Genomic DNA, 16,979 nt, shown 5'->3' with positions numbered 1-16,979 from the left:
GTTAGGATAAAAAAAGTATGAGTATCACTATTGAGCACAAAGGTGCTATTGCTATTGTGCAGGTGGATAATCCCCCTGTTAATGCTCTCTCACAAGCCGTACGTAGCGGCCTGATTGAAGCGGTACAAAAGCTAGACGCAGATCCAAATGTACAGGGCGTGTTATTAAGCTGTGCCGGGCGTACTTTTATTGCGGGTGCCGATGTGAATGAATTCGGTAAACCACCCCAAGAACCTCATTTGCCCGATGTGGTGGCCACCATAGAAAGCGCCACCAAGCCGTGGTTAGCTGCTATTCATGGTAGCGCCTTGGGTGGTGGTTTAGAGATTGCCATGGCATGTCGCTTCCGAGTGGCGGTAGAAAGTGCTCAAATGGGGATGCCAGAAGTTAAATTAGGTTTGGTTCCTGGGGCGGGGGGTTGTGTGCGTCTGCCCCGCTTAGTGGGTGCTGAAAAAGCCGCTGAAATGATTATCAAAGGCTCTTTTATTAAAGCTCCTGAAGCGGCAGATTTAGGTCTAGTGGATGCCGTCTTTGAGGCAGACTTAGACGCACAGGCCTTAGCTTGGTTAGAGCACGCCTTAACGCAGCCTCTGCCTTTGCCGGTGCTATCACGCCCGGCGCCCACAGTTTCGGCTGAAGAATGGGAGCAGTTTGAGCGCTTTTTACCTAGAGATAAGCGCATGCTAGCTCCAGCCTTGGCTTTACAGTGCGTAAAAAAGGCGTGCGAAAGCGATGTGGCTGCGGCGCAAGCCTTTGAGCGCGCTACCTTTTTAGAGTTACGTGGCTCTGCGCAAGCGCGCGCCTTACGTCATGTGTTCTTTGCTGAGCGTGCTGCCGTACGTCCGCCTGAGCTTAAAGGTGTGCCTGCTGCAGACATTGTTACAGCGGGTGTAGTAGGTGGTGGCACCATGGGTACAGGTATTGCTATTGCTTTACTTGATGCAGGCATAAAAGTGGTGTTACTAGAGCGCAACCAAGACGCCTTAGATGCTGGTTTACAACGTATAACCGCCAACTATGAAAACAGCGTAAAACGGGGTCGTATTTCCGCAGAAGTGGCAGAGAAACGTATGGCAGCTATTAGCGGAAGCCTAGAGGATAGTGCTCTAGCTGATCGGGATTTAGTCATAGAAGCTGTTTTCGAAGACATGCAAGTGAAGCGTGAACTCTTTGAGCGTTTAGCCAAAGTGTGCAGAACCGATACTATATTAGCTACTAACACGTCTTATTTAGACCCAAGTGCCATAGCTAAAGATATTATCCCCTCACCAGAGCGTTTTATTGGTTTGCACTTTTTCAGTCCAGCGCACATTATGAAGTTGCTAGAAATTGTGCCCATTCCTGAAACCTCAGATGAAACCTTAGCTACTTCCTTTAAATTAGCTGCCAAGTTACGCAAAATCCCTGTACGCTCCGGTATTTGTGACGGTTTTATTGGGAATCGTATCTTGCGTGTATTGCGTGCTCAAGCAGAACGTTTGCTATTGGCTGGCGCTTCCCCTGCAGAAGTGGATGCGGCCATGCGTGCTTATGGTATGCCGATGGGTCCCTTCGAAGCGCAGGATTTGGGTGGCTTAGATATTGCAGCCTTCCAACGTAAGGCAGCCATAGAGCGTGGCGAAGAGGTGTTTGCTCCCGTAGCTGAAAAATTATGTGAATTAGGCCGTTTAGGTCAAAAAACCCAAGGCGGTTGGTACGATTACGCCGAAGGGGATCGTAAGCCCATTCCTTCACCGGTAGTAGCTGATATCATTAAAAACGTAGCCGCTGATCATACGCAGCAGAAGTGGACAGCAGACGATATTGTGGATTGTTTAGTTTTGCCAATGGTAAACGAAGCCGCTTTAATCCTGCAGGAAGGTATTGCACAGCGTGCCGCTGATGTGGATTTAGTGAAAATATTCGGTTATGGCTTCCCACGCTGGCGTGGTGGCTTGCTGCAAGATGCCGTAGAGCGCGGTTTAGATCAAGTAGTAGCACGTTTAGAGCACTTTTCTGCCCAAGATTTAACCCCAGCTCCTTGTGAAAAGCTGAAGGAGGCGGCAAAAACTGGTACATTTTAAGTATGTTCCTGTTTTTAATGGTTAATAAATGAGCTTGAGTTCCTTACAGCATACCCCTTGCTCCCAAGCGTTAATAGATCAGCTTTTAGAAGCCAATCCAATTAGAGCAGCGGCATTTATAGTTACCTTATATGGTGATATTGTAGAACCTAGAGGGGGTGTGCTGTGGATAGGCAGCATCATTGAAAGTTGTGCGGCCGTAGGCATTAGTGAAAATCTAGTGCGTACAGCCGTCTCTAGACTAATGGCAGCCGGCCAATTGCAAGGCGAGCGAGCAGGTAGACGCAGCTTCTATCGTCTTACTGCTGCGGCGCGTACCGAGTTTATTTATGCTGCCAAAGTACTTTATAACCAGCAGGCAGCCGCACAATGGCGTTTGGTGTATTTAGATGGGCCAGAGGCGGATGCCAATATGCGAGCCTTAAAAAGATTAGGTTATGCTGCTATTAATACACGCATGGCTATAGGCTCAGACGATGTACCCCTGCCGCCGCAGGTATTAGTGTGGCAGGCAAATGTGTTGCAAGGCCATGATGCCATGCGTAAGTTTGTAGCTGAGCATTGGGACCTACCCACTTATGCCAGCGCTTATCAAGGTTTTATTTCTTCTTTTCAGCCCGTATTGGCTTTGCTGGAGCGTTTAGACCCCGCTAAGGCTTTAACAGTACGGTTGTTAATGGTACATGAGTACCGTCATATCGCATTACGAGCTCCTCATTTTCCTGATGGCGTTTTGCCTGAGTCTTGGGAAGGGCATGCAGCTCGTCAATTATTCGCACGTCTTTATTTAGATCTTTCTCATAGCGCAGACCATAAAGTAGGCGCAGATTTCATCAATGATCAAGGTGCTTTAGCAGCACGCACTGAGCAGGTTAATCAACGCCTTGAGCGTTTAGCTTTATTACTTTGAGTTTTGCTTGAACAGCATGGTATTTTCTTGAAACATTACAACTTAAGCGAAAACCCTTATTGAAGTGTAATGTGTGAAGTGCTTTAATATAGATAATGTTTACATATAACCGTCCGGTCAGTCACTAAACTTAATTGACTAACGGGCCCCAATAGGAGATAGACGTTTATGTCTGAGGCTTTTATCTGTGATGCCATTCGTACACCCATTGGCCGTTATGGGGGCGCCTTGTCCTCTATACGGGCAGATGATTTGGCTGCGCTCCCTTTAGCTGCTTTGTTAGAACGTCATCCTAATGCTGATTGGTCATTAGTAGATGATTTAATTTATGGCTGTGCTAATCAGGCCGGTGAAGATAACCGTAACGTAGCCCGCATGGCAGCCTTATTAGCGGGTATGCCTATAAGTGTGCCGGGTACTACCATTAATCGTTTATGTGGCTCCGGTATGGATGCGATTGGTATGGCAGCCCGTGCCATACGCGCTGGTGATTGTGATTTTATGATTGCTGGTGGCGTTGAGAGCATGAGCCGTGCACCTTTTGTGATGCCTAAGGCAGAAAGTGCTTTTTCCCGCGCGAATGCGGTTTACGACACCACCATTGGCTGGCGTTTTCCGAATCCTAAAATGGAAGCCGCCTTTGGGGTAGACACCATGCCACAAACCGCTGATAACGTAGCGGCTGACTTTAAAATAAGTCGTGAAGATCAAGATGCTCTGGCTGCACGCAGTCAAGAGCGTTGGGCAAAAGCGAATGAGGCGGGTGTATTTCAGCAAGAAATCATTCCTGTTACCGTGCCCCAACGCCGAGCAGACCCCATCATTGTTTCCGTAGATGAGCATCCTCGTCCTGGTACAGGGGTAGAACAATTAGCCCGCTTACGTGCGGTAAATGGCGGTGATCTATCTGTTACTGCAGGTAACGCGTCTGGGGTAAACGACGGTGCGTGTGCACTTATCGTGACCTCTGAAGAAATGGCTAATCAACAAGGCTTTAAACCTATTGCCCGTGTAGTGGCGATGGCTGCAGCAGGTGTAGAGCCCCGTATCATGGGTATAGGCCCAGTAGAAGCTACGCGTCGTGTTTTAAAACGTGCAGGCCTACGTATTGAAGATATGGATCTAATTGAATTGAATGAAGCTTTTGCCGCGCAAGCTTTAGCTGTAACGCGTCAGTTAGGCCTGCCAGATGATGCGCCTCACGTAAATCCTAATGGAGGAGCCATTGCTATGGGTCATCCTTTAGGTATGAGCGGAGCCCGTTTAGTGACTACTGCGGCTTATCAGTTGCAGCGTCAAAACGGTCGTTATGCTTTGTGCACTATGTGTGTAGGTGTAGGCCAAGGCATTGCTTTAATTATTGAACGAGTTTAGACACAAAGGTGATCCTATGTATGCACAAGTAATTAACACTGGAAGTGACAAAGTACGCAGCATCGATGAAATGTCTGCGGAAGAGCAAGCCTTCATGGAGCGCATTGAGCGCGATGAAAAAATCGAACCCAAAGAGTGGATGCCTGAAGGCTATCGCAAAACCTTAATCCGTCAAATTGGTCAGCATGCTCACTCGGAAGTGGTAGGGCAGCTACCTGAAGGTAACTGGATTACACGTGCTCCTACCTTAGAGCGCAAAGCTATTTTATTAGCTAAGGTTCAAGATGAAGCCGGTCACGGTTTGTACCTGTACTGTGCTGCTGAGACCTTAGGTGTAAGCCGCGATCATCTAACTGAGCTGCTGCACGAAGGGAAGATGAAGTATTCATCTATCTTTAATTACCCCACCTTAAACTGGGCAGATATGGGTGCAGTGGGCTGGTTAGTAGACGGTGCCGCTATTATGAACCAAGTACCTTTACAGCGTACTTCATATGGTCCTTACAGCCGTGCCATGATTCGTATTTGTAAAGAAGAGAGCTTTCATCAGCGCCAAGGTTACGACATTATGATGAAGATGTGTGCCGGTAGCCCTGAGCAAAAAGCCATGGCACAAGATGCATTGAACCGCTTCTGGTACCCTGCGCTTATGATGTTTGGTCCGTCTGATAAAGATTCTGTGCACTCCGAACAATCCATGGCGTGGAAGATCAAAATCAATACGAATGACGAGTTACGTCAAAAATTCGTCGATCAAACCGTACCTCAAGCTGAGTATTTAGGCTTAACCATTCCTGATGAAAATTTAGTATGGAATGAAGAAACCGGCTGCTATGACTTCTCTCAGCCTGATTGGAATGAATTCTTTGAAGTGATTGCAGGTAATGGCCCATGTAATAAAGAGCGCTTAGGTGCGCGAGTTAAAGCTTGGGAAGATGGTGCTTGGTTCCGTGAGGCGCTAACAGCCAATGCTGAAAAAAAGCAAAACTCACAGAAAAAGCGCGTAGCTTAATCTTAATCTATTAAAACGAACGATATTAGGAGAATCACATCATGTCTCAAGACTGGCCTTTATGGGAAATTTTTATCCGTGGTCAACACGGTTTAAACCATCGTCATGTGGGTAGCTTGCATGCTCCCGATGCGGAAATGGCAATTAATAACGCGCGAGATGTTTACACCCGTCGTAACGAAGGGGTAAGTATCTGGGCGGTAAAATCCGATGATATTGTGGCGAGCGCACCTTCTAAGCGTGGTCCTCTATTTGAGCCTTCTAACTCTAAGGTGTATCGCCATCCTACTTTTTTCAAAATTCCTGAAGAAGTGGGGCATATGTAATGAGCACAACTGTATTAGATACTAATGTTGCGCTGCAGCGTAAGCTGTTGCGCATGGGTGATAACACCCTAATCTTAGGGCAGCGTATTTCTGAATGGTGTGGCCATGCCCCCGTTTTAGAAGAAGATATTGCCATGGCTAACGTAGCATTAGACTTAATTGGTCAAACTCAGTTTTGGCTAGGTTTAGCGGCTGAGCTAGGTGGTGAAGGCAAAACTGCCGATGATTTGGCTTATTTACGCGATAGCCCTGAGATTTTTAACTTCCTTCTTGTGGAGTTGCCTAACGGTGATTATGCGCAAACCTTAACGCGTCAGTTCTTTTTTGATGCGTGGCATTTTTTGCAATTACGTGCCTTAATGGACTCCACAAATGCTGAGATTGCTGATATTGCTGCCAAAGCCTTCAAAGAAGTGAGTTATCAGTTAGAGCGTACTACCGATTTATTTGTACGTTTAGGTGATGGCACCGCAGAGAGTAATGCACGTATGCAAGAGGCCGTAGACTACATCTGGTCTTATACCGGTGAAATGTTTACTAACGATGACTACGACGTGGCATTAGCTGAGGCCGGTATTGCACCGCTGCCAGAAAGCTTGCACGAAGAGTGGTTGGCGTATGTGACAGCAAAAATGAAAGAGGCCACGCTAACAATTCCTGAGAGCAAGTATATGCATAAAGGGGGCAAGCAAGGCCGTCATACCGAGCATCTAGGCTTTATTTTAGCTGAAATGCAATTTCTCCAACGAGCCTATCCGGGCTGTACTTGGTAGTGAGTCTGAATATGAAACCATCTCTACCCGAATTAAAAGACGTGTGGCAATGGCTGGAGACTGTACCTGATCCAGAGATTCCAGTTATATCTCTGGTAGATTTGGGTATTATTCGCGAGCTACGCTATGAAGACGACACATTAGTAGTAGTGGTTACCCCGACTTATTCGGGGTGCCCTGCTACTGCAGTGATTAATCAAGACATTGAAGCTAAATTACGTGAAAACGGTATCGAGAATCTACGCTTAGAGCGACAGTTATCACCACCGTGGACTACCGATTGGATGAGTGAGAAAGGGCGTGAAAATCTACGTAATTACGGGATTGCCCCTCCAGCGCAGCAAAGTAGCGACAGTAAAAGCATTTGGATCCGCTCTGAAGGGGCTCCTGTAGTCGCTTGTCCTCGCTGTGAATCTCATAACACATCCTTAGTAAGCCAATTTGGCTCTACTCCGTGTAAGTCCAATTATCGTTGTTTAGATTGCTTAGAGCCGTTTGATTACTTCAAATGTATTTAACTAAGCCAAGCCATCGGAGGAAATCATGGCACGCTTTCATCCCCTGCAGGTGATAGATGTGCATCGCGATACACGCGATGCAGTAGTAGTAACACTTAAACCCAGTTCAGAAGCCAGTGAGATATTCGATTTTATCCCTGGTCAGTACCTAACATTTCGTCGAGATTTCGATGGTGAAGAGTTACGTCGTTCGTATTCCATTTGTTCTGGTGTGGAAGACGGCGTATTACAAGTTGGCATTAAACGTGTAGACGGTGGTGCATTTTCTACTTGGGCTAATGAAGAGCTCGCTGCAGGCGCCGTACTAGAAGCCATGCCTCCTATGGGCAGCTTTCATATTCCCGTTGAGTCTGAGACAGCAAGAAATTATTTAGGTTTTGCCGGTGGTAGTGGTATTACGCCTTTATTGTCGATTATTAAAAGTCGGTTAATTCAAGAGCCTAACTCACGTTTTACTCTGGTGTACGCCAATCAGCAAATTAGCTCTATGATGTTCCGCGATGAGCTAGAAGATCTGAAAAATAAGTACATGGGCCGCTTGTCCATTATTCATATTTTTGATCGTGAAGGGCAAGAAATTGACCTGTTCACGGGTCGTATAGACCGTGAAAAATGTGAAGGTTTATTTAATAACTGGATCAATTTACCCTCCATACACACGGCGTTTATTTGTGGTCCTGAACCCATGATGCTTACCATTGCAGAAGCGTTGAAAGATCATGGTTTACCCAAAGAGCAGATTAAGTTTGAGTTGTTTGCTTCCGCTCAACCTGGTCGTGCGCGTCGTCAGCAAAGCAAAGAAGCGAGTGGGAGTACTACTGCTAAACGCGCTGTAGCTACAGTTACTTTAGATGGTGTGTCCCGTACCTTTGATTTTCCTAAAGAAGGTCAAAGCCTGCTTGATGCTGCACTAGAAAACAACTTAGATGCTCCTTATGCTTGTAAGGCAGGGGTATGTTCCACCTGTAAGGCTAAGGTCTTAGAGGGGGAGGTTGATATGCTAATTAACCACGCGCTAGAAGACTACGAGGTCGAGCAAGGTTATGTGTTGAGCTGTCAGTGTTATCCAGTGAGTGACCGCGTCGTGGTCAGTTACGACGAATAAAGGAGTCGCTATGTCAGACACAATGAAGATTGAAGATTACCTCGCCCAAGGCGGCGTCTTAAGTTCTCCTGAAAATGCGCCTGCGCGTTATAGAGGTGAGCTTATGCGTATCATGTCAGCCTTTGTAGACAGTGAATTGGCTGCTTCAGCGGGCTTTGCTTCCTCTATTAATTTTGCTTCTAGCATCAGAGGTCGTATTGCGGCTAGTCGTATTACGCTTGAGAAAGCAGATCATGCAGAGCGTGTACTAGAAATTATGCGCAGCTTTGGTACCGATGTAGAGCGTTACGAGCAGCATGATTGGGCTGCCAGATTGCCCCGTGACAGTGATCTACATACGGATAGACAGCTGGACGATATGCGTTTATCTGTTTTTTATTACCCGCTCATTAACTGGGCAGATGCGGTGATGATGAATGTGCTACAGGGTCTAGCTGCAGATGTGCAAATTGAAGAGTTAGCACGCGTTTCGTATGCGCCATTAGCAGAAGTGCTCAGAGACATTGCCCCCCGAGAAAAACGTCATACCGAATTAGGTCTAGAAGGGTTGGCCTATCTAGTTAAAGACGGCTCCCACACCGAACAACTGCAAAGTAGCTTTGATTACTGGCAGCCACGTGTAGCGGCAGGCTTTGGACAAGTGAATTCCTCTCGCTTTGAGGTGTTAAGTCGTTTAGGTCTACGTCACGATAACAATGCTGAACTATTGCAGCGCTGGCAAAATCGTGTCAATGAAGCCTTGCAGGGCTTAGGCATTAAAACCTAATAAAGACTTAGTAAATTTAATTAAAGAAGGAATATTACATGACTACATCATCGTCTATGCCCAAACGCCTTGAGAGCTATGTTTGTGGTAAATGGACAGCAGGCACCGGCACCGGGCAGACGCTATTAAGCGCTGTAACGGGCGAGCCTATTGCTGTAGTAGACTCCACAGGTCTAGATTTTGCTGCCGCTCGTGACTATGCGCGTGAGAAAGGTGGTAAGGCGTTGCGCGCTATGTCATTTCATGAACGCGCTGCGATGCTCAAGGAGTTAGGCCTAGCTTTGCTAGAAGTCAAAGAAGAGCTTTACGCGCTGTCAACTCATACCGGTTCTACACGTGTAGACAGCTGGGTAGATATTGAGGGGGGTATAGGTACCTTATTAGCTTACTCCTCTAAAGGTCGTCGTGAGCTCCCGAATGCTCCTGTTTTAGTTGATGGTGCGGTAGAGCGTCTTTCTAGAGATAATAGTTTTAGTGCGCAGCATATTTATACCCCGCTACAAGGCGTGGCTATACATATTAACGCTTTTAACTTTCCTTGTTGGGGGGTATTAGAGAAGCTGGCTCCAAACCTTTTGGCAGGGGTGCCCGCCATTGTGAAACCCGCTAGCCAAACGGCTTATCTAACCGAACTGCTAGTACGCCGTATGTTAGACACGGGTGCATTGCCTGAAGGGGCTTTACAGCTGGTTTGTGGTTCGGTTGGTAATTTATTAGAGCTAGTTGATGGCCAAGATGTGGTGACCTTTACCGGTTCAGCCACCACAGGTCGTATGCTACGCAGCAGTCCTAGCATTATCAATAACTCCACGCGTTTTACTATGGAGGCAGACAGTCTTAACGCCTCTATATTAGGGCCTGAAGTGACACCTGAGGCACCTGAGTTTGGGTTGTTTATTAAAGAAGTTGTGAATGAAATGACAACCAAAGCGGGGCAGAAATGTACCGCTATTAGGCGTGTATTGGTTCCTAGAAGCCAAGTAAAAGCTGTAGAAAAAGCCCTGTCTGAGGCTCTAGGGAAAGTGGTGGTGGGTGATCCGTCCAAAAAAGAAACCACTATGGGCCCCTTAGCCAGTGCTGATCAAGTCACAGAGGTTAAAGAGCGCATACAAGAGTTGCTGGCTGAAACTACGCTTTGGTTTGGTGATGCTGAGCCTAAAGATACTGGGGCGTCTGGCGCCTACTTTTCTCCCGTACTGTTGTACTGTGATCAGCCTATGAAAGCCAAGCTAGTACACGAGGTAGAAGCCTTTGGTCCTGTGAGCACAGTGATGCCGTACGACTCTTTAGACGAGGCCGTTACTCTTGCTAATAAAGGTCAAGGTAGCTTAGTGACGTCGGTATTTAGCTATGATGCGGCAGCGGTACAGCATTTGGTATTGGGCGTATCCGCTTTTAATGGTCGTGTCTTAGTCTCTAACCGCGACAGCGCTAAGAGCTCTACTACTCATGGTGCGCCCGTACCTTTTGTGGTACACGGTGGGCCGGGGCGTGCTGGTGGTGGTGAAGAGTTGGGTGGTTTACGCAGTGTGTATCACTATATGCAGCGTACTGGTGTTCAAGCGCCCCCGTCTATGCTCACAGCTGTAACTGGGCGCTGGGTCACTGGTGCTAAGGTAGAAGAAGACGAGGTACACCCATTCCGTAAGTCTTTAGCCGATCTCAAAATTGGTGATCAGTTAAATACAGAAAAGCGCACCATATCTTTAGAGGATATTGAGAAATTTGCTCATTTTACGGGCGATACTTTCTACGCTCACATGAATGAAGATGAGGCGCGTGCCAACCCTTTCTTTGATGGCCGGGTTGCGCATGGTTATTTAGTGGCTTCCTTTGCCGCGGGTTTATTCATTCATCCTGATTTTGGCCCTGTGTTAGCTAATTACGGCGTAGATAATTTGCGTTTCCTCACCCCGGTGTATGCAGGTGATACCTTAGGCGTGCAGCTCACATGTAAAGAAATTAATCCTCGCGATAACACCGAATACGGCGAGGTTCGTTGGGATTGTGTAGTCACTAATCAGAAAGACGAAGTGGTTGCGCAGTATGATGTATTAACCATGGTTAAGAAAACCTGGGAGCATTAATTTATGGCTCAAATCTTCTCCTTCGATGACGTGACCCCTGTGGTGGATCCGTCTGCCTATGTGCATCCTTCAGCCACTCTAATTGGCGATGTCATTATTGGCGCCGCCTGTTATGTGGGGCCTGGAGCGGTGTTGCGCGGTGATTTTGGTAGGATCCAGTTAAAAACAGGATCTAACATCCAAGATAATTGTGTAGCCCACAGTTTTCCTGAGGCGGATGTCATCGTTGAAGAAGATGGCCATATTGGTCATGGTGCTATTTTACATGGTTGCCTAGTAGGTAAAAATGCCATGGTAGGCATGAATAGCGTGGTCATGGACGGCGCTGTTATAGGTGAAAATGCCATCGTGGGTGCCATGGCCTTTGTAAAAGCTGAAATGCAGATCCCCGCAGGCCATTTGGCTGTGGGGTCCCCTGCACGAGTGGTTAGACCACTCAAGCCGCAAGAAATTGCGTGGAAGCACGAAGGCACCGTTATTTATCAGCGCTTAGCCTTAGAAGCTAAGCACACGATGAAAAAGGTAGCAGCGCCTTTAACTGCTCCCGAGCCCAATCGCAGACGTGTACGTGGCCCTGAGCACGATCCACTCGTCGTGACACGGCTAAAAAAAGAGCAGGGAGCCTCTTAGTCTTTAATTCCTAGTCTATTTAGTAATAGCTTGAATGCTTAGATGTATTGCTCCACAGACTGTAATTCCTGATCTGCAAAAATTAGCGTGAAATACTGTGGGGCTGCGGTTTCATTTTCTTGAAGACAAAGCTCTAAGGTATCTCCACAGAGCGTTGCACTTATTAATTCAATGGGTTGGCCATCTCGCCAAGCCGTACCGCTGACTTCTTGGAATTCTTGCTCTAAGTCAATGCCATACCACTCCCCCTCTACGCTTTGCCACTTCCAAATACCAGCCACTTGAGCGGGTACAATCCACTTAAAAATACAGATACCGCCTAATTCGCGCTTCTCATCGGGCTTCCAATCGCCCATATCAAAGGCGTGAGAGACTACACGAGTGCCGGGACGTAGTTCGTTTAATATTCTAGGGCGTAAGTCTAAATTAACGGAGTGCAGCAGGTACATCGTCACCACAGTGGCTTCACTGAAGTCAGCCGTATAAATGCTCTCTTCTACAAAATCAATCAGAAATTCCACGTGGGAATGCGCGGCATCTTCCATGGCGTCTGCAATACGCTCTGGATCAATGTCTATGCCCACGCCTTGCGTATTACGCTCTCTGGCGGCCGTGATCAGAATCCGGCCATCACCACAACCTAAGTCATAAAGTATGTCTTTAGGGCCTACTTGTCCCATGTCTAACATAATTTCTATTATGCTTTCATCAGTGGGAACGAAGGGCACATCTAGGGTGGTGTTCGTGAGGATGGAATAACCATCAAAATCATGGTCTGAGTCTGGGAACAAGGGTGCACCTAAAGAATAAAATTAAAGGAATAGATAGTATAACTGCATTGATTGTAACCAACACCCCCTGTAGAGATCGGCTATGGCCGATCTGATACCTAAAAACAAAAAAAGCCCCGCCATGTAAATAGCGGGGCTTTTAAAATTCTGTGGTGGCCCTGGGCGGAATCGAACCACCGACACAAGGATTTTCAATCCTCTGCTCTACCGACTGAGCTACAGGGCCACATATACTGCTTATTTACTGCCTCGGTATGCAGTAAAGAGTTTACTATAGCATGAAGGAACTTTATTTGTCTAGCTTTGTCTAAAGATATTAAAAATAACACATAAACACAGCTAAACAACAGTTTAGTATAATAGCTACGTACACAAAGTCGATAGATTTCAGTTATCGGCCAAGGGCGATTATAATCACATAATAAGCTCCTTGTCACCCTTTTACTTTATTCGTTGAATCTGCCCATGTCTGTAGACGTTCTTACCTTTGGCCTTAACTATGTATCGGCGCCTGTGTCGGTGCGTGAGCGCGTCACATTTCCTATTAATGTGATACGGCCTGCACTGGAAGGTTTGCGGTCGGCGTTTGGTTCTAGTGTGCGTGAAGCCGCTATTTTATCTACCTGTAATCGTACCGAGTTGTACTGTGCGGCAGAACCACATGTGATTGATCAAATCCCTTCGTGGATGGCGGAATTTAACAGTTTACATTCCAATGATTTAACGCCGCACTTGTATAGGTATGAGAAAAATGAAGCCGTAAAACATGCGTTTAGAGTCGCCAGTGGTTTAGATTCTATGGTGTTAGGTGAGCCACAAATACTTGGGCAAATGAAAGATGCTATGCGCGCTGCTAATGAAGCGGGAGCTTTAGGTACTTTATTGCATCAGCTTTTTCAGCGTACCTTTGCAGTGGCCAAAGAAGTACGCACTCAAACGGCCATTGGTGCACACTCGGTTTCTATGGCGGCCGCCTCTGTGCGTTTAGCACAGCGTGTATATGGCGATTTAGCTGATACTAATGTGTTGTTTATTGGTGCGGGTGAAATGATTGAGCTTTGTGCGGCGCACTTTGCGGCAGCAGGACCTAAAAGCATCATGATTGCTAATCGCACTGCCGAACGAGCAGAAGACTTAGCTGCTCGTTTTACCAATACAAAGACGATGCGTTTGGCAGATTTACCAGAGCGTATCGCAGATTACGACATCATCATTTCCTGTACGGCCAGTGCCTTGCCCATACTGGGGCTAGGCATGATAGAGCGTGCCATTAAGTTGCGTAAACGTCGCCCTATCGTTATGGTTGATTTAGCGGTACCGCGTGATATTGAGCCTGAAGTTTCCCGATTATCTGATGTGTATTTGTATTCAGTAGATGATTTAGGGCGTATGATTCAAAAAGCCACTGATGCGCGTCAGGCCGCGGTGGTTCAGGCTGAGACCATCATAGATACTCGAGTGCAAGGTTTTATGCACTGGCTAGAAAATCGTGAAATTGTACCCACATTAGTCAGTCTACAAGATAGAGCGCAACAGGTGGCGGCTCAAGAATTAGAGCGTGCGAAACGCATGATTGCGCGTGGTGATAACCCCAATCAAGTGTTAGAGTGGCTTACCCATAATTTAACGCACAAGTATTTACATGGCCCACTCACACAACTGAATCAAAGCCAAGGTAGTCAGCGCGAGCAGTTGCTAGATTTAGTCCCTCATTTACTCCCTTCTCAGGACCGCAGCCGCTAGTTAAATTTAATTAAACTAAATAGGTTTCTGTGGTTCTTTTTTGACCAAAATAATTTATGAAAGATACGATGCGAGATCGGTTAGAGCGTTTAGCTCATCGATTAATTGAAGTTGATGCCATGCTTTCCGAGCCCGAAGTTGTTAATGATATGGATAACTTCCGCAAGCTCTCGCGTGAGCGCGCCGAGTTAGAGCCAGTGGTAGATGTGTTTAATGCTTATATAGCCATTGAAGGCGATCTAGAGGCTGCACAAGAGATGATGCGTGACCCGGAAATGAAAGAAATGGGGGAGGAGGAGTATCAACTGGCTAAAGACCGTATTGCAGAGCTTGAAGAAAAGCTTGAGGTGCTGTTGTTACCTAAAGATCCAGATGATGGGCGCAGTGTATTTCTAGAAATTCGTGCGGGTGCCGGTGGTGATGAAAGCGCTATTTTCACGGGTGATTTACTGCGTATGTACACTCGTTATGCGGAAGATCAAAATTGGAAAGTGGAAATCATGTCGAGTAATGCATCAGAAAGTGGTGGTTACAAAGAAGTGATTGCGCGCATTGATGGAGATGGGGTTTACGGCAAATTAAAATTTGAGTCGGGCACCCACCGCGTACAGCGCGTACCAGAAACGGAAGCTCAAGGCCGAGTGCATACCTCTACGTCTACGGTAGCCATTATGCCCGAAGCCGATGAGGCCGAAGAAATCAACATTAATCCTAGTGATTTGCGCGTAGATACTTTCCGAGCCAGTGGCGCTGGGGGCCAGCACGTTAACAAAACGGATTCCGCCGTTCGTCTCACACACTTGCCCACAGGGCTAGTAGTAGAGTGTCAAGATGATCGTTCACAGCACCGTAACCGTGATAAGGCCATGCAAGTATTGGCAGCACGTCTTAAGAGCCAGCAGCTGCAAGAAATGCAAGACAAAGAGGCCGAGCAGCGTAGAAGCTTAGTCGGTACCGGCGATAGGTCTGAGCGTATTCGCACGTATAACTACCCACAAGGTCGTATTACCGATCACCGTATTAATTTAACCATGCATAAATTAAATTATGTGATGGAAGGCGATTTAGACGAGCTGATTAATGCGTTGTTAACTGAACATCAAGCCGATCTACTGGCGGCTTTGGCAGAAGAGTAACTATATGCCGGATGCGAATACTGACGGGCACTTCAGTATAAAAAATGTGTCAACAAGCAGCGAGTTGCCGCGTTTAGAGCAAACCATGCTCTGGGAGCATGTTTTAAAGGTGCCTAGGTCTTGGTTAATTGCTCATGATACAGACCCTCTACCCTTAACGGTGGTGCAGCAATACGAACGCTTAGCCGCCCGCCGTTTAAAAGGTGAGCCTATGGCATATATCATTGGTAGTCGAGAGTTTATGGGGCATAGCTTTATGGTTAGCCCTGCGGTTTTGATACCACGTCCTGAGACAGAGTTTTTAGTTGAGCAGGCTTTGGCACAAATTAAAGGTTTGCCCGAGGCGCGTGTTTTAGATATGGGCACAGGCAGCGGCGCAGTCGCCATTTCTATCGCTTTAGCTCGCCCTGATGCCACGGTAGTTGCTACTGATATTAGTGCTGATGCCTTAGCAGTGGCCCAACAAAACGCCCACAATTTATGTGCTAAGGTCGAATTTTTACAGGGGAGTTGGTACGATGCAGTAAAAGGGCAAGCCGCTTTTGATATTATTGTTTCTAATCCTCCTTACATTGCTGAACAGGATCCTCACCTTATACAAGGTGATTTACGCTTTGAGCCCATTTCGGCTTTAAGTGCAGCGCAAAATGGCTTAGATGATATACGGCAAATTATTAGTGGTGCCCATCCTTATTTGTCGGAAGCTGGTTCAATCTGGCTAGAGCATGGTTGGGATCAAGCCGTTATGGTGCGAAATTTATTTGCTAGAGCTAATTTTAACCAGCCCACCAGCATTTCTGATTTGGCCGGTATACCACGTATTACCGGCGCTTATATTTGAGAGATAATTATGACTGATGTACAAGATTTTATCCGCGAAACGGTTACTGAGCATCCTGTGGTGCTTTTCATGAAAGGGACTGCCCAAGCCCCTGAGTGTGGTTTCTCTGCACGTGTAGTACAAATTTTACGTGCCGTAGGGCTGACCCAAGTGGTCACCATTAACGTCTTAGATGACGAAGAAGTACGCGAAGGCATTAAGGTTTTCGCAGATTGGCCTACTATTCCTCAGCTTTATATTAAAGGCGAATTTGTGGGTGGTTCAGATATTATTTCTGAAATGTTCGAAAGTGGTGAGCTAGAAACGGCGCTGCGTGAAGCCGGTACCTTGGATGCCTAATCCTAAACAACGAGTGATCGTTGCCGTAACGGGCGCCACTGGCGCCCTTTATGCTGTGCGTCTTTTAAAAATGCTGCGTACGCAGCCACAGGTGGAAAGCCACCTCATTGTGTCGCCAGCCGCAGTATTAAACCTGCAGCACGAGCTGGGCTTAAAACGTTCTGCATTGGAAGAATACGCCGATGTGGTGCATAGTTTTAAAGAGGTGGGTGCCTCTGTGGCCAGTGGCAGTTTTAAGGTGCAGGGTATGATTATTGTGCCTTGCTCCATGCGTACCTTGGCCTCTGTGGCTCATGGTTTTGCTGATAACCTCATTACACGCGCTGCCGATGTGGTGCTTAAAGAGCGTCGACGTTTGGTGTTAGCCGTGCGTGAAACGCCATTTAATTTAGCGCATTTACGTAATATGACGGCGGTAACAGAAATGGGCGGTGTTATTTTTCCACCCCTGCCGGCTTTTTACTTTCAGCCTAAAAATATGGAAGAGTTAGTAGATCATAGTGTGGTGCGTATGCTTGAGCATGTGGGAATAGAGGTGGATGGTCCCAGTTGGCAGGGGCTTTAA

The 16,979-nt window shown here is 46.9% G+C and carries 17 protein-coding genes and 1 tRNA gene; 16 read left to right on the top strand and 2 right to left on the bottom strand.

Going from position 1 to position 16,979, the window contains the following annotated elements; all coding sequences use genetic code 11:
* Nucleotides 1-17 precede the first annotated feature (17 nt).
* The 11 genes from AC2UZJ_RS05245 (at nucleotide 18) to AC2UZJ_RS05195 (ending at nucleotide 11,564) form a co-directional block, all read left to right on the top strand.
* Nucleotides 18-2,063 (top strand): 3-hydroxyacyl-CoA dehydrogenase NAD-binding domain-containing protein, encoded by a 2,046-nt coding sequence (locus AC2UZJ_RS05245; RefSeq protein WP_486949073.1) that lies wholly within the window; start codon nucleotides 18-20, stop codon nucleotides 2,061-2,063.
* 28 nt (nucleotides 2,064-2,091) lie between these two features.
* Nucleotides 2,092-2,973 (top strand): PaaX family transcriptional regulator C-terminal domain-containing protein, encoded by an 882-nt coding sequence (locus tag AC2UZJ_RS05240; RefSeq protein ID WP_486949072.1) that lies wholly within the window; start codon nucleotides 2,092-2,094, stop codon nucleotides 2,971-2,973.
* Nucleotides 2,974-3,141: 168 nt separating this feature from the next.
* Nucleotides 3,142-4,347 (top strand): 3-oxoadipyl-CoA thiolase, encoded by a 1,206-nt coding sequence (gene pcaF / locus AC2UZJ_RS05235; RefSeq protein WP_486949071.1) that lies wholly within the window; start codon nucleotides 3,142-3,144, stop codon nucleotides 4,345-4,347.
* A 16-nt stretch (nucleotides 4,348-4,363) separates the two neighbouring features.
* Nucleotides 4,364-5,359, top strand: a complete 996-nt coding sequence (gene paaA / locus AC2UZJ_RS05230; protein ID WP_486949070.1) for a 1,2-phenylacetyl-CoA epoxidase subunit PaaA — start codon at nucleotides 4,364-4,366, stop codon at nucleotides 5,357-5,359.
* A 41-nt stretch (nucleotides 5,360-5,400) separates the two neighbouring features.
* Nucleotides 5,401-5,685, top strand: coding sequence for a 1,2-phenylacetyl-CoA epoxidase subunit PaaB (paaB, locus tag AC2UZJ_RS05225; RefSeq protein ID WP_486949069.1), 285 nt, complete (start codon nucleotides 5,401-5,403; stop codon nucleotides 5,683-5,685).
* A complete protein-coding gene (gene paaC, locus AC2UZJ_RS05220) occupies nucleotides 5,685-6,458 on the top strand; it encodes a 1,2-phenylacetyl-CoA epoxidase subunit PaaC (protein ID WP_486949068.1) in 774 nt (257 codons plus the stop codon). The genes paaB and paaC overlap by 1 nt, the downstream gene beginning before the upstream one ends.
* An 11-nt stretch (nucleotides 6,459-6,469) precedes the next feature.
* Nucleotides 6,470-6,976 carry a 1,2-phenylacetyl-CoA epoxidase subunit PaaD gene (gene paaD, locus AC2UZJ_RS05215; protein ID WP_486949067.1) on the top strand — a complete coding sequence of 169 codons (507 nt, stop codon included), beginning with the start codon at nucleotides 6,470-6,472 and terminating at the stop codon, nucleotides 6,974-6,976.
* A 25-nt stretch (nucleotides 6,977-7,001) separates the two neighbouring features.
* Entirely contained in the window at nucleotides 7,002-8,081 is a 1,080-nt protein-coding gene (paaE, locus tag AC2UZJ_RS05210; protein ID WP_486949066.1) for a 1,2-phenylacetyl-CoA epoxidase subunit PaaE, read from the top strand.
* 10 nt (nucleotides 8,082-8,091) lie between these two features.
* Nucleotides 8,092-8,847, top strand: coding sequence for a Phenylacetic acid catabolic protein (locus tag AC2UZJ_RS05205; RefSeq protein WP_486949065.1), 756 nt, complete (start codon nucleotides 8,092-8,094; stop codon nucleotides 8,845-8,847).
* 38 nt (nucleotides 8,848-8,885) lie between these two features.
* Nucleotides 8,886-10,934, top strand: coding sequence for a phenylacetic acid degradation bifunctional protein PaaZ (gene paaZ, locus AC2UZJ_RS05200; protein WP_486949064.1), 2,049 nt, complete (start codon nucleotides 8,886-8,888; stop codon nucleotides 10,932-10,934).
* A 3-nt stretch (nucleotides 10,935-10,937) separates the two neighbouring features.
* The gene (locus AC2UZJ_RS05195) at nucleotides 10,938-11,564 is read left to right on the top strand and encodes an acyltransferase (RefSeq protein ID WP_486949063.1); all 627 of its coding nucleotides are present in this window, start codon (nucleotides 10,938-10,940) and stop codon (nucleotides 11,562-11,564) included.
* Between the two features lie 38 nt (nucleotides 11,565-11,602).
* On the opposite strand, the gene AC2UZJ_RS05190 is transcribed toward AC2UZJ_RS05195, so the two are convergent.
* The gene (locus tag AC2UZJ_RS05190; RefSeq protein WP_486949062.1) at nucleotides 11,603-12,355 is read right to left on the bottom strand and encodes a class I SAM-dependent methyltransferase; all 753 of its coding nucleotides are present in this window, start codon (nucleotides 12,353-12,355) and stop codon (nucleotides 11,603-11,605) included.
* 150 nt (nucleotides 12,356-12,505) lie between these two features.
* Nucleotides 12,506-12,581: transfer RNA gene (locus AC2UZJ_RS05185), tRNA-Phe, on the bottom strand.
* 239 nt (nucleotides 12,582-12,820) lie between these two features.
* Here AC2UZJ_RS05185 and hemA point away from each other — a divergent pair.
* From hemA to AC2UZJ_RS05160, 5 genes are read left to right on the top strand one after another with little or no spacing between them, the layout of a single operon-like run.
* Complete coding sequence (gene hemA, locus AC2UZJ_RS05180; RefSeq protein ID WP_486949061.1) at nucleotides 12,821-14,098, top strand: glutamyl-tRNA reductase; 1,278 nt, start codon at nucleotides 12,821-12,823, stop codon at nucleotides 14,096-14,098.
* A gap of 56 nt (nucleotides 14,099-14,154) precedes the next feature.
* Nucleotides 14,155-15,234, top strand: a complete 1,080-nt coding sequence (gene prfA, locus AC2UZJ_RS05175) for a peptide chain release factor 1 (protein ID WP_486949060.1) — start codon at nucleotides 14,155-14,157, stop codon at nucleotides 15,232-15,234.
* 4 nt (nucleotides 15,235-15,238) lie between these two features.
* A complete protein-coding gene (gene prmC, locus AC2UZJ_RS05170; protein ID WP_486949059.1) occupies nucleotides 15,239-16,075 on the top strand; it encodes a peptide chain release factor N(5)-glutamine methyltransferase in 837 nt (278 codons plus the stop codon).
* A 9-nt stretch (nucleotides 16,076-16,084) separates the two neighbouring features.
* Nucleotides 16,085-16,414 (top strand): Grx4 family monothiol glutaredoxin, encoded by a 330-nt coding sequence (grxD, locus tag AC2UZJ_RS05165; protein WP_486949058.1) that lies wholly within the window; start codon nucleotides 16,085-16,087, stop codon nucleotides 16,412-16,414.
* Nucleotides 16,407-16,979, top strand: a complete 573-nt coding sequence (locus AC2UZJ_RS05160) for a UbiX family flavin prenyltransferase (protein ID WP_486949270.1) — start codon at nucleotides 16,407-16,409, stop codon at nucleotides 16,977-16,979. Before grxD ends, AC2UZJ_RS05160 begins: the two co-directional genes overlap by 8 nt.

The sequence above is a fragment of the Paenalcaligenes sp. DL 309 genome (assembly GCF_057475285.1).
This window is presented reverse-complemented; position numbering and strand designations above follow the sequence as displayed.

What these genes read in the sequence shown, in the direction of transcription:
- AC2UZJ_RS05245 (WP_486949073.1), top strand. Translation starts at nt 18, where the DNA reads ATGAGTATCACTATTGAGCACAAAGGTGCTATTGCTATTGTGCAGGTG.
- AC2UZJ_RS05240 (WP_486949072.1), top strand. Translation starts at nt 2,092, where the DNA reads ATGAGCTTGAGTTCCTTACAGCATACCCCTTGCTCCCAAGCGTTAATA.
- pcaF (WP_486949071.1), top strand. Translation starts at nt 3,142, where the DNA reads ATGTCTGAGGCTTTTATCTGTGATGCCATTCGTACACCCATTGGCCGT.
- paaA (WP_486949070.1), top strand. Translation starts at nt 4,364, where the DNA reads ATGTATGCACAAGTAATTAACACTGGAAGTGACAAAGTACGCAGCATC.
- paaB (WP_486949069.1), top strand. Translation starts at nt 5,401, where the DNA reads ATGTCTCAAGACTGGCCTTTATGGGAAATTTTTATCCGTGGTCAACAC.
- paaC (WP_486949068.1), top strand. Translation starts at nt 5,685, where the DNA reads ATGAGCACAACTGTATTAGATACTAATGTTGCGCTGCAGCGTAAGCTG.
- paaD (WP_486949067.1), top strand. Translation starts at nt 6,470, where the DNA reads ATGAAACCATCTCTACCCGAATTAAAAGACGTGTGGCAATGGCTGGAG.
- paaE (WP_486949066.1), top strand. Translation starts at nt 7,002, where the DNA reads ATGGCACGCTTTCATCCCCTGCAGGTGATAGATGTGCATCGCGATACA.
- AC2UZJ_RS05205 (WP_486949065.1), top strand. Translation starts at nt 8,092, where the DNA reads ATGTCAGACACAATGAAGATTGAAGATTACCTCGCCCAAGGCGGCGTC.
- paaZ (WP_486949064.1), top strand. Translation starts at nt 8,886, where the DNA reads ATGACTACATCATCGTCTATGCCCAAACGCCTTGAGAGCTATGTTTGT.
- AC2UZJ_RS05195 (WP_486949063.1), top strand. Translation starts at nt 10,938, where the DNA reads ATGGCTCAAATCTTCTCCTTCGATGACGTGACCCCTGTGGTGGATCCG.
- hemA (WP_486949061.1), top strand. Translation starts at nt 12,821, where the DNA reads ATGTCTGTAGACGTTCTTACCTTTGGCCTTAACTATGTATCGGCGCCT.
- prfA (WP_486949060.1), top strand. Translation starts at nt 14,155, where the DNA reads ATGAAAGATACGATGCGAGATCGGTTAGAGCGTTTAGCTCATCGATTA.
- prmC (WP_486949059.1), top strand. Translation starts at nt 15,239, where the DNA reads ATGCCGGATGCGAATACTGACGGGCACTTCAGTATAAAAAATGTGTCA.
- grxD (WP_486949058.1), top strand. Translation starts at nt 16,085, where the DNA reads ATGACTGATGTACAAGATTTTATCCGCGAAACGGTTACTGAGCATCCT.
- AC2UZJ_RS05160 (WP_486949270.1), top strand. Translation starts at nt 16,407, where the DNA reads ATGCCTAATCCTAAACAACGAGTGATCGTTGCCGTAACGGGCGCCACT.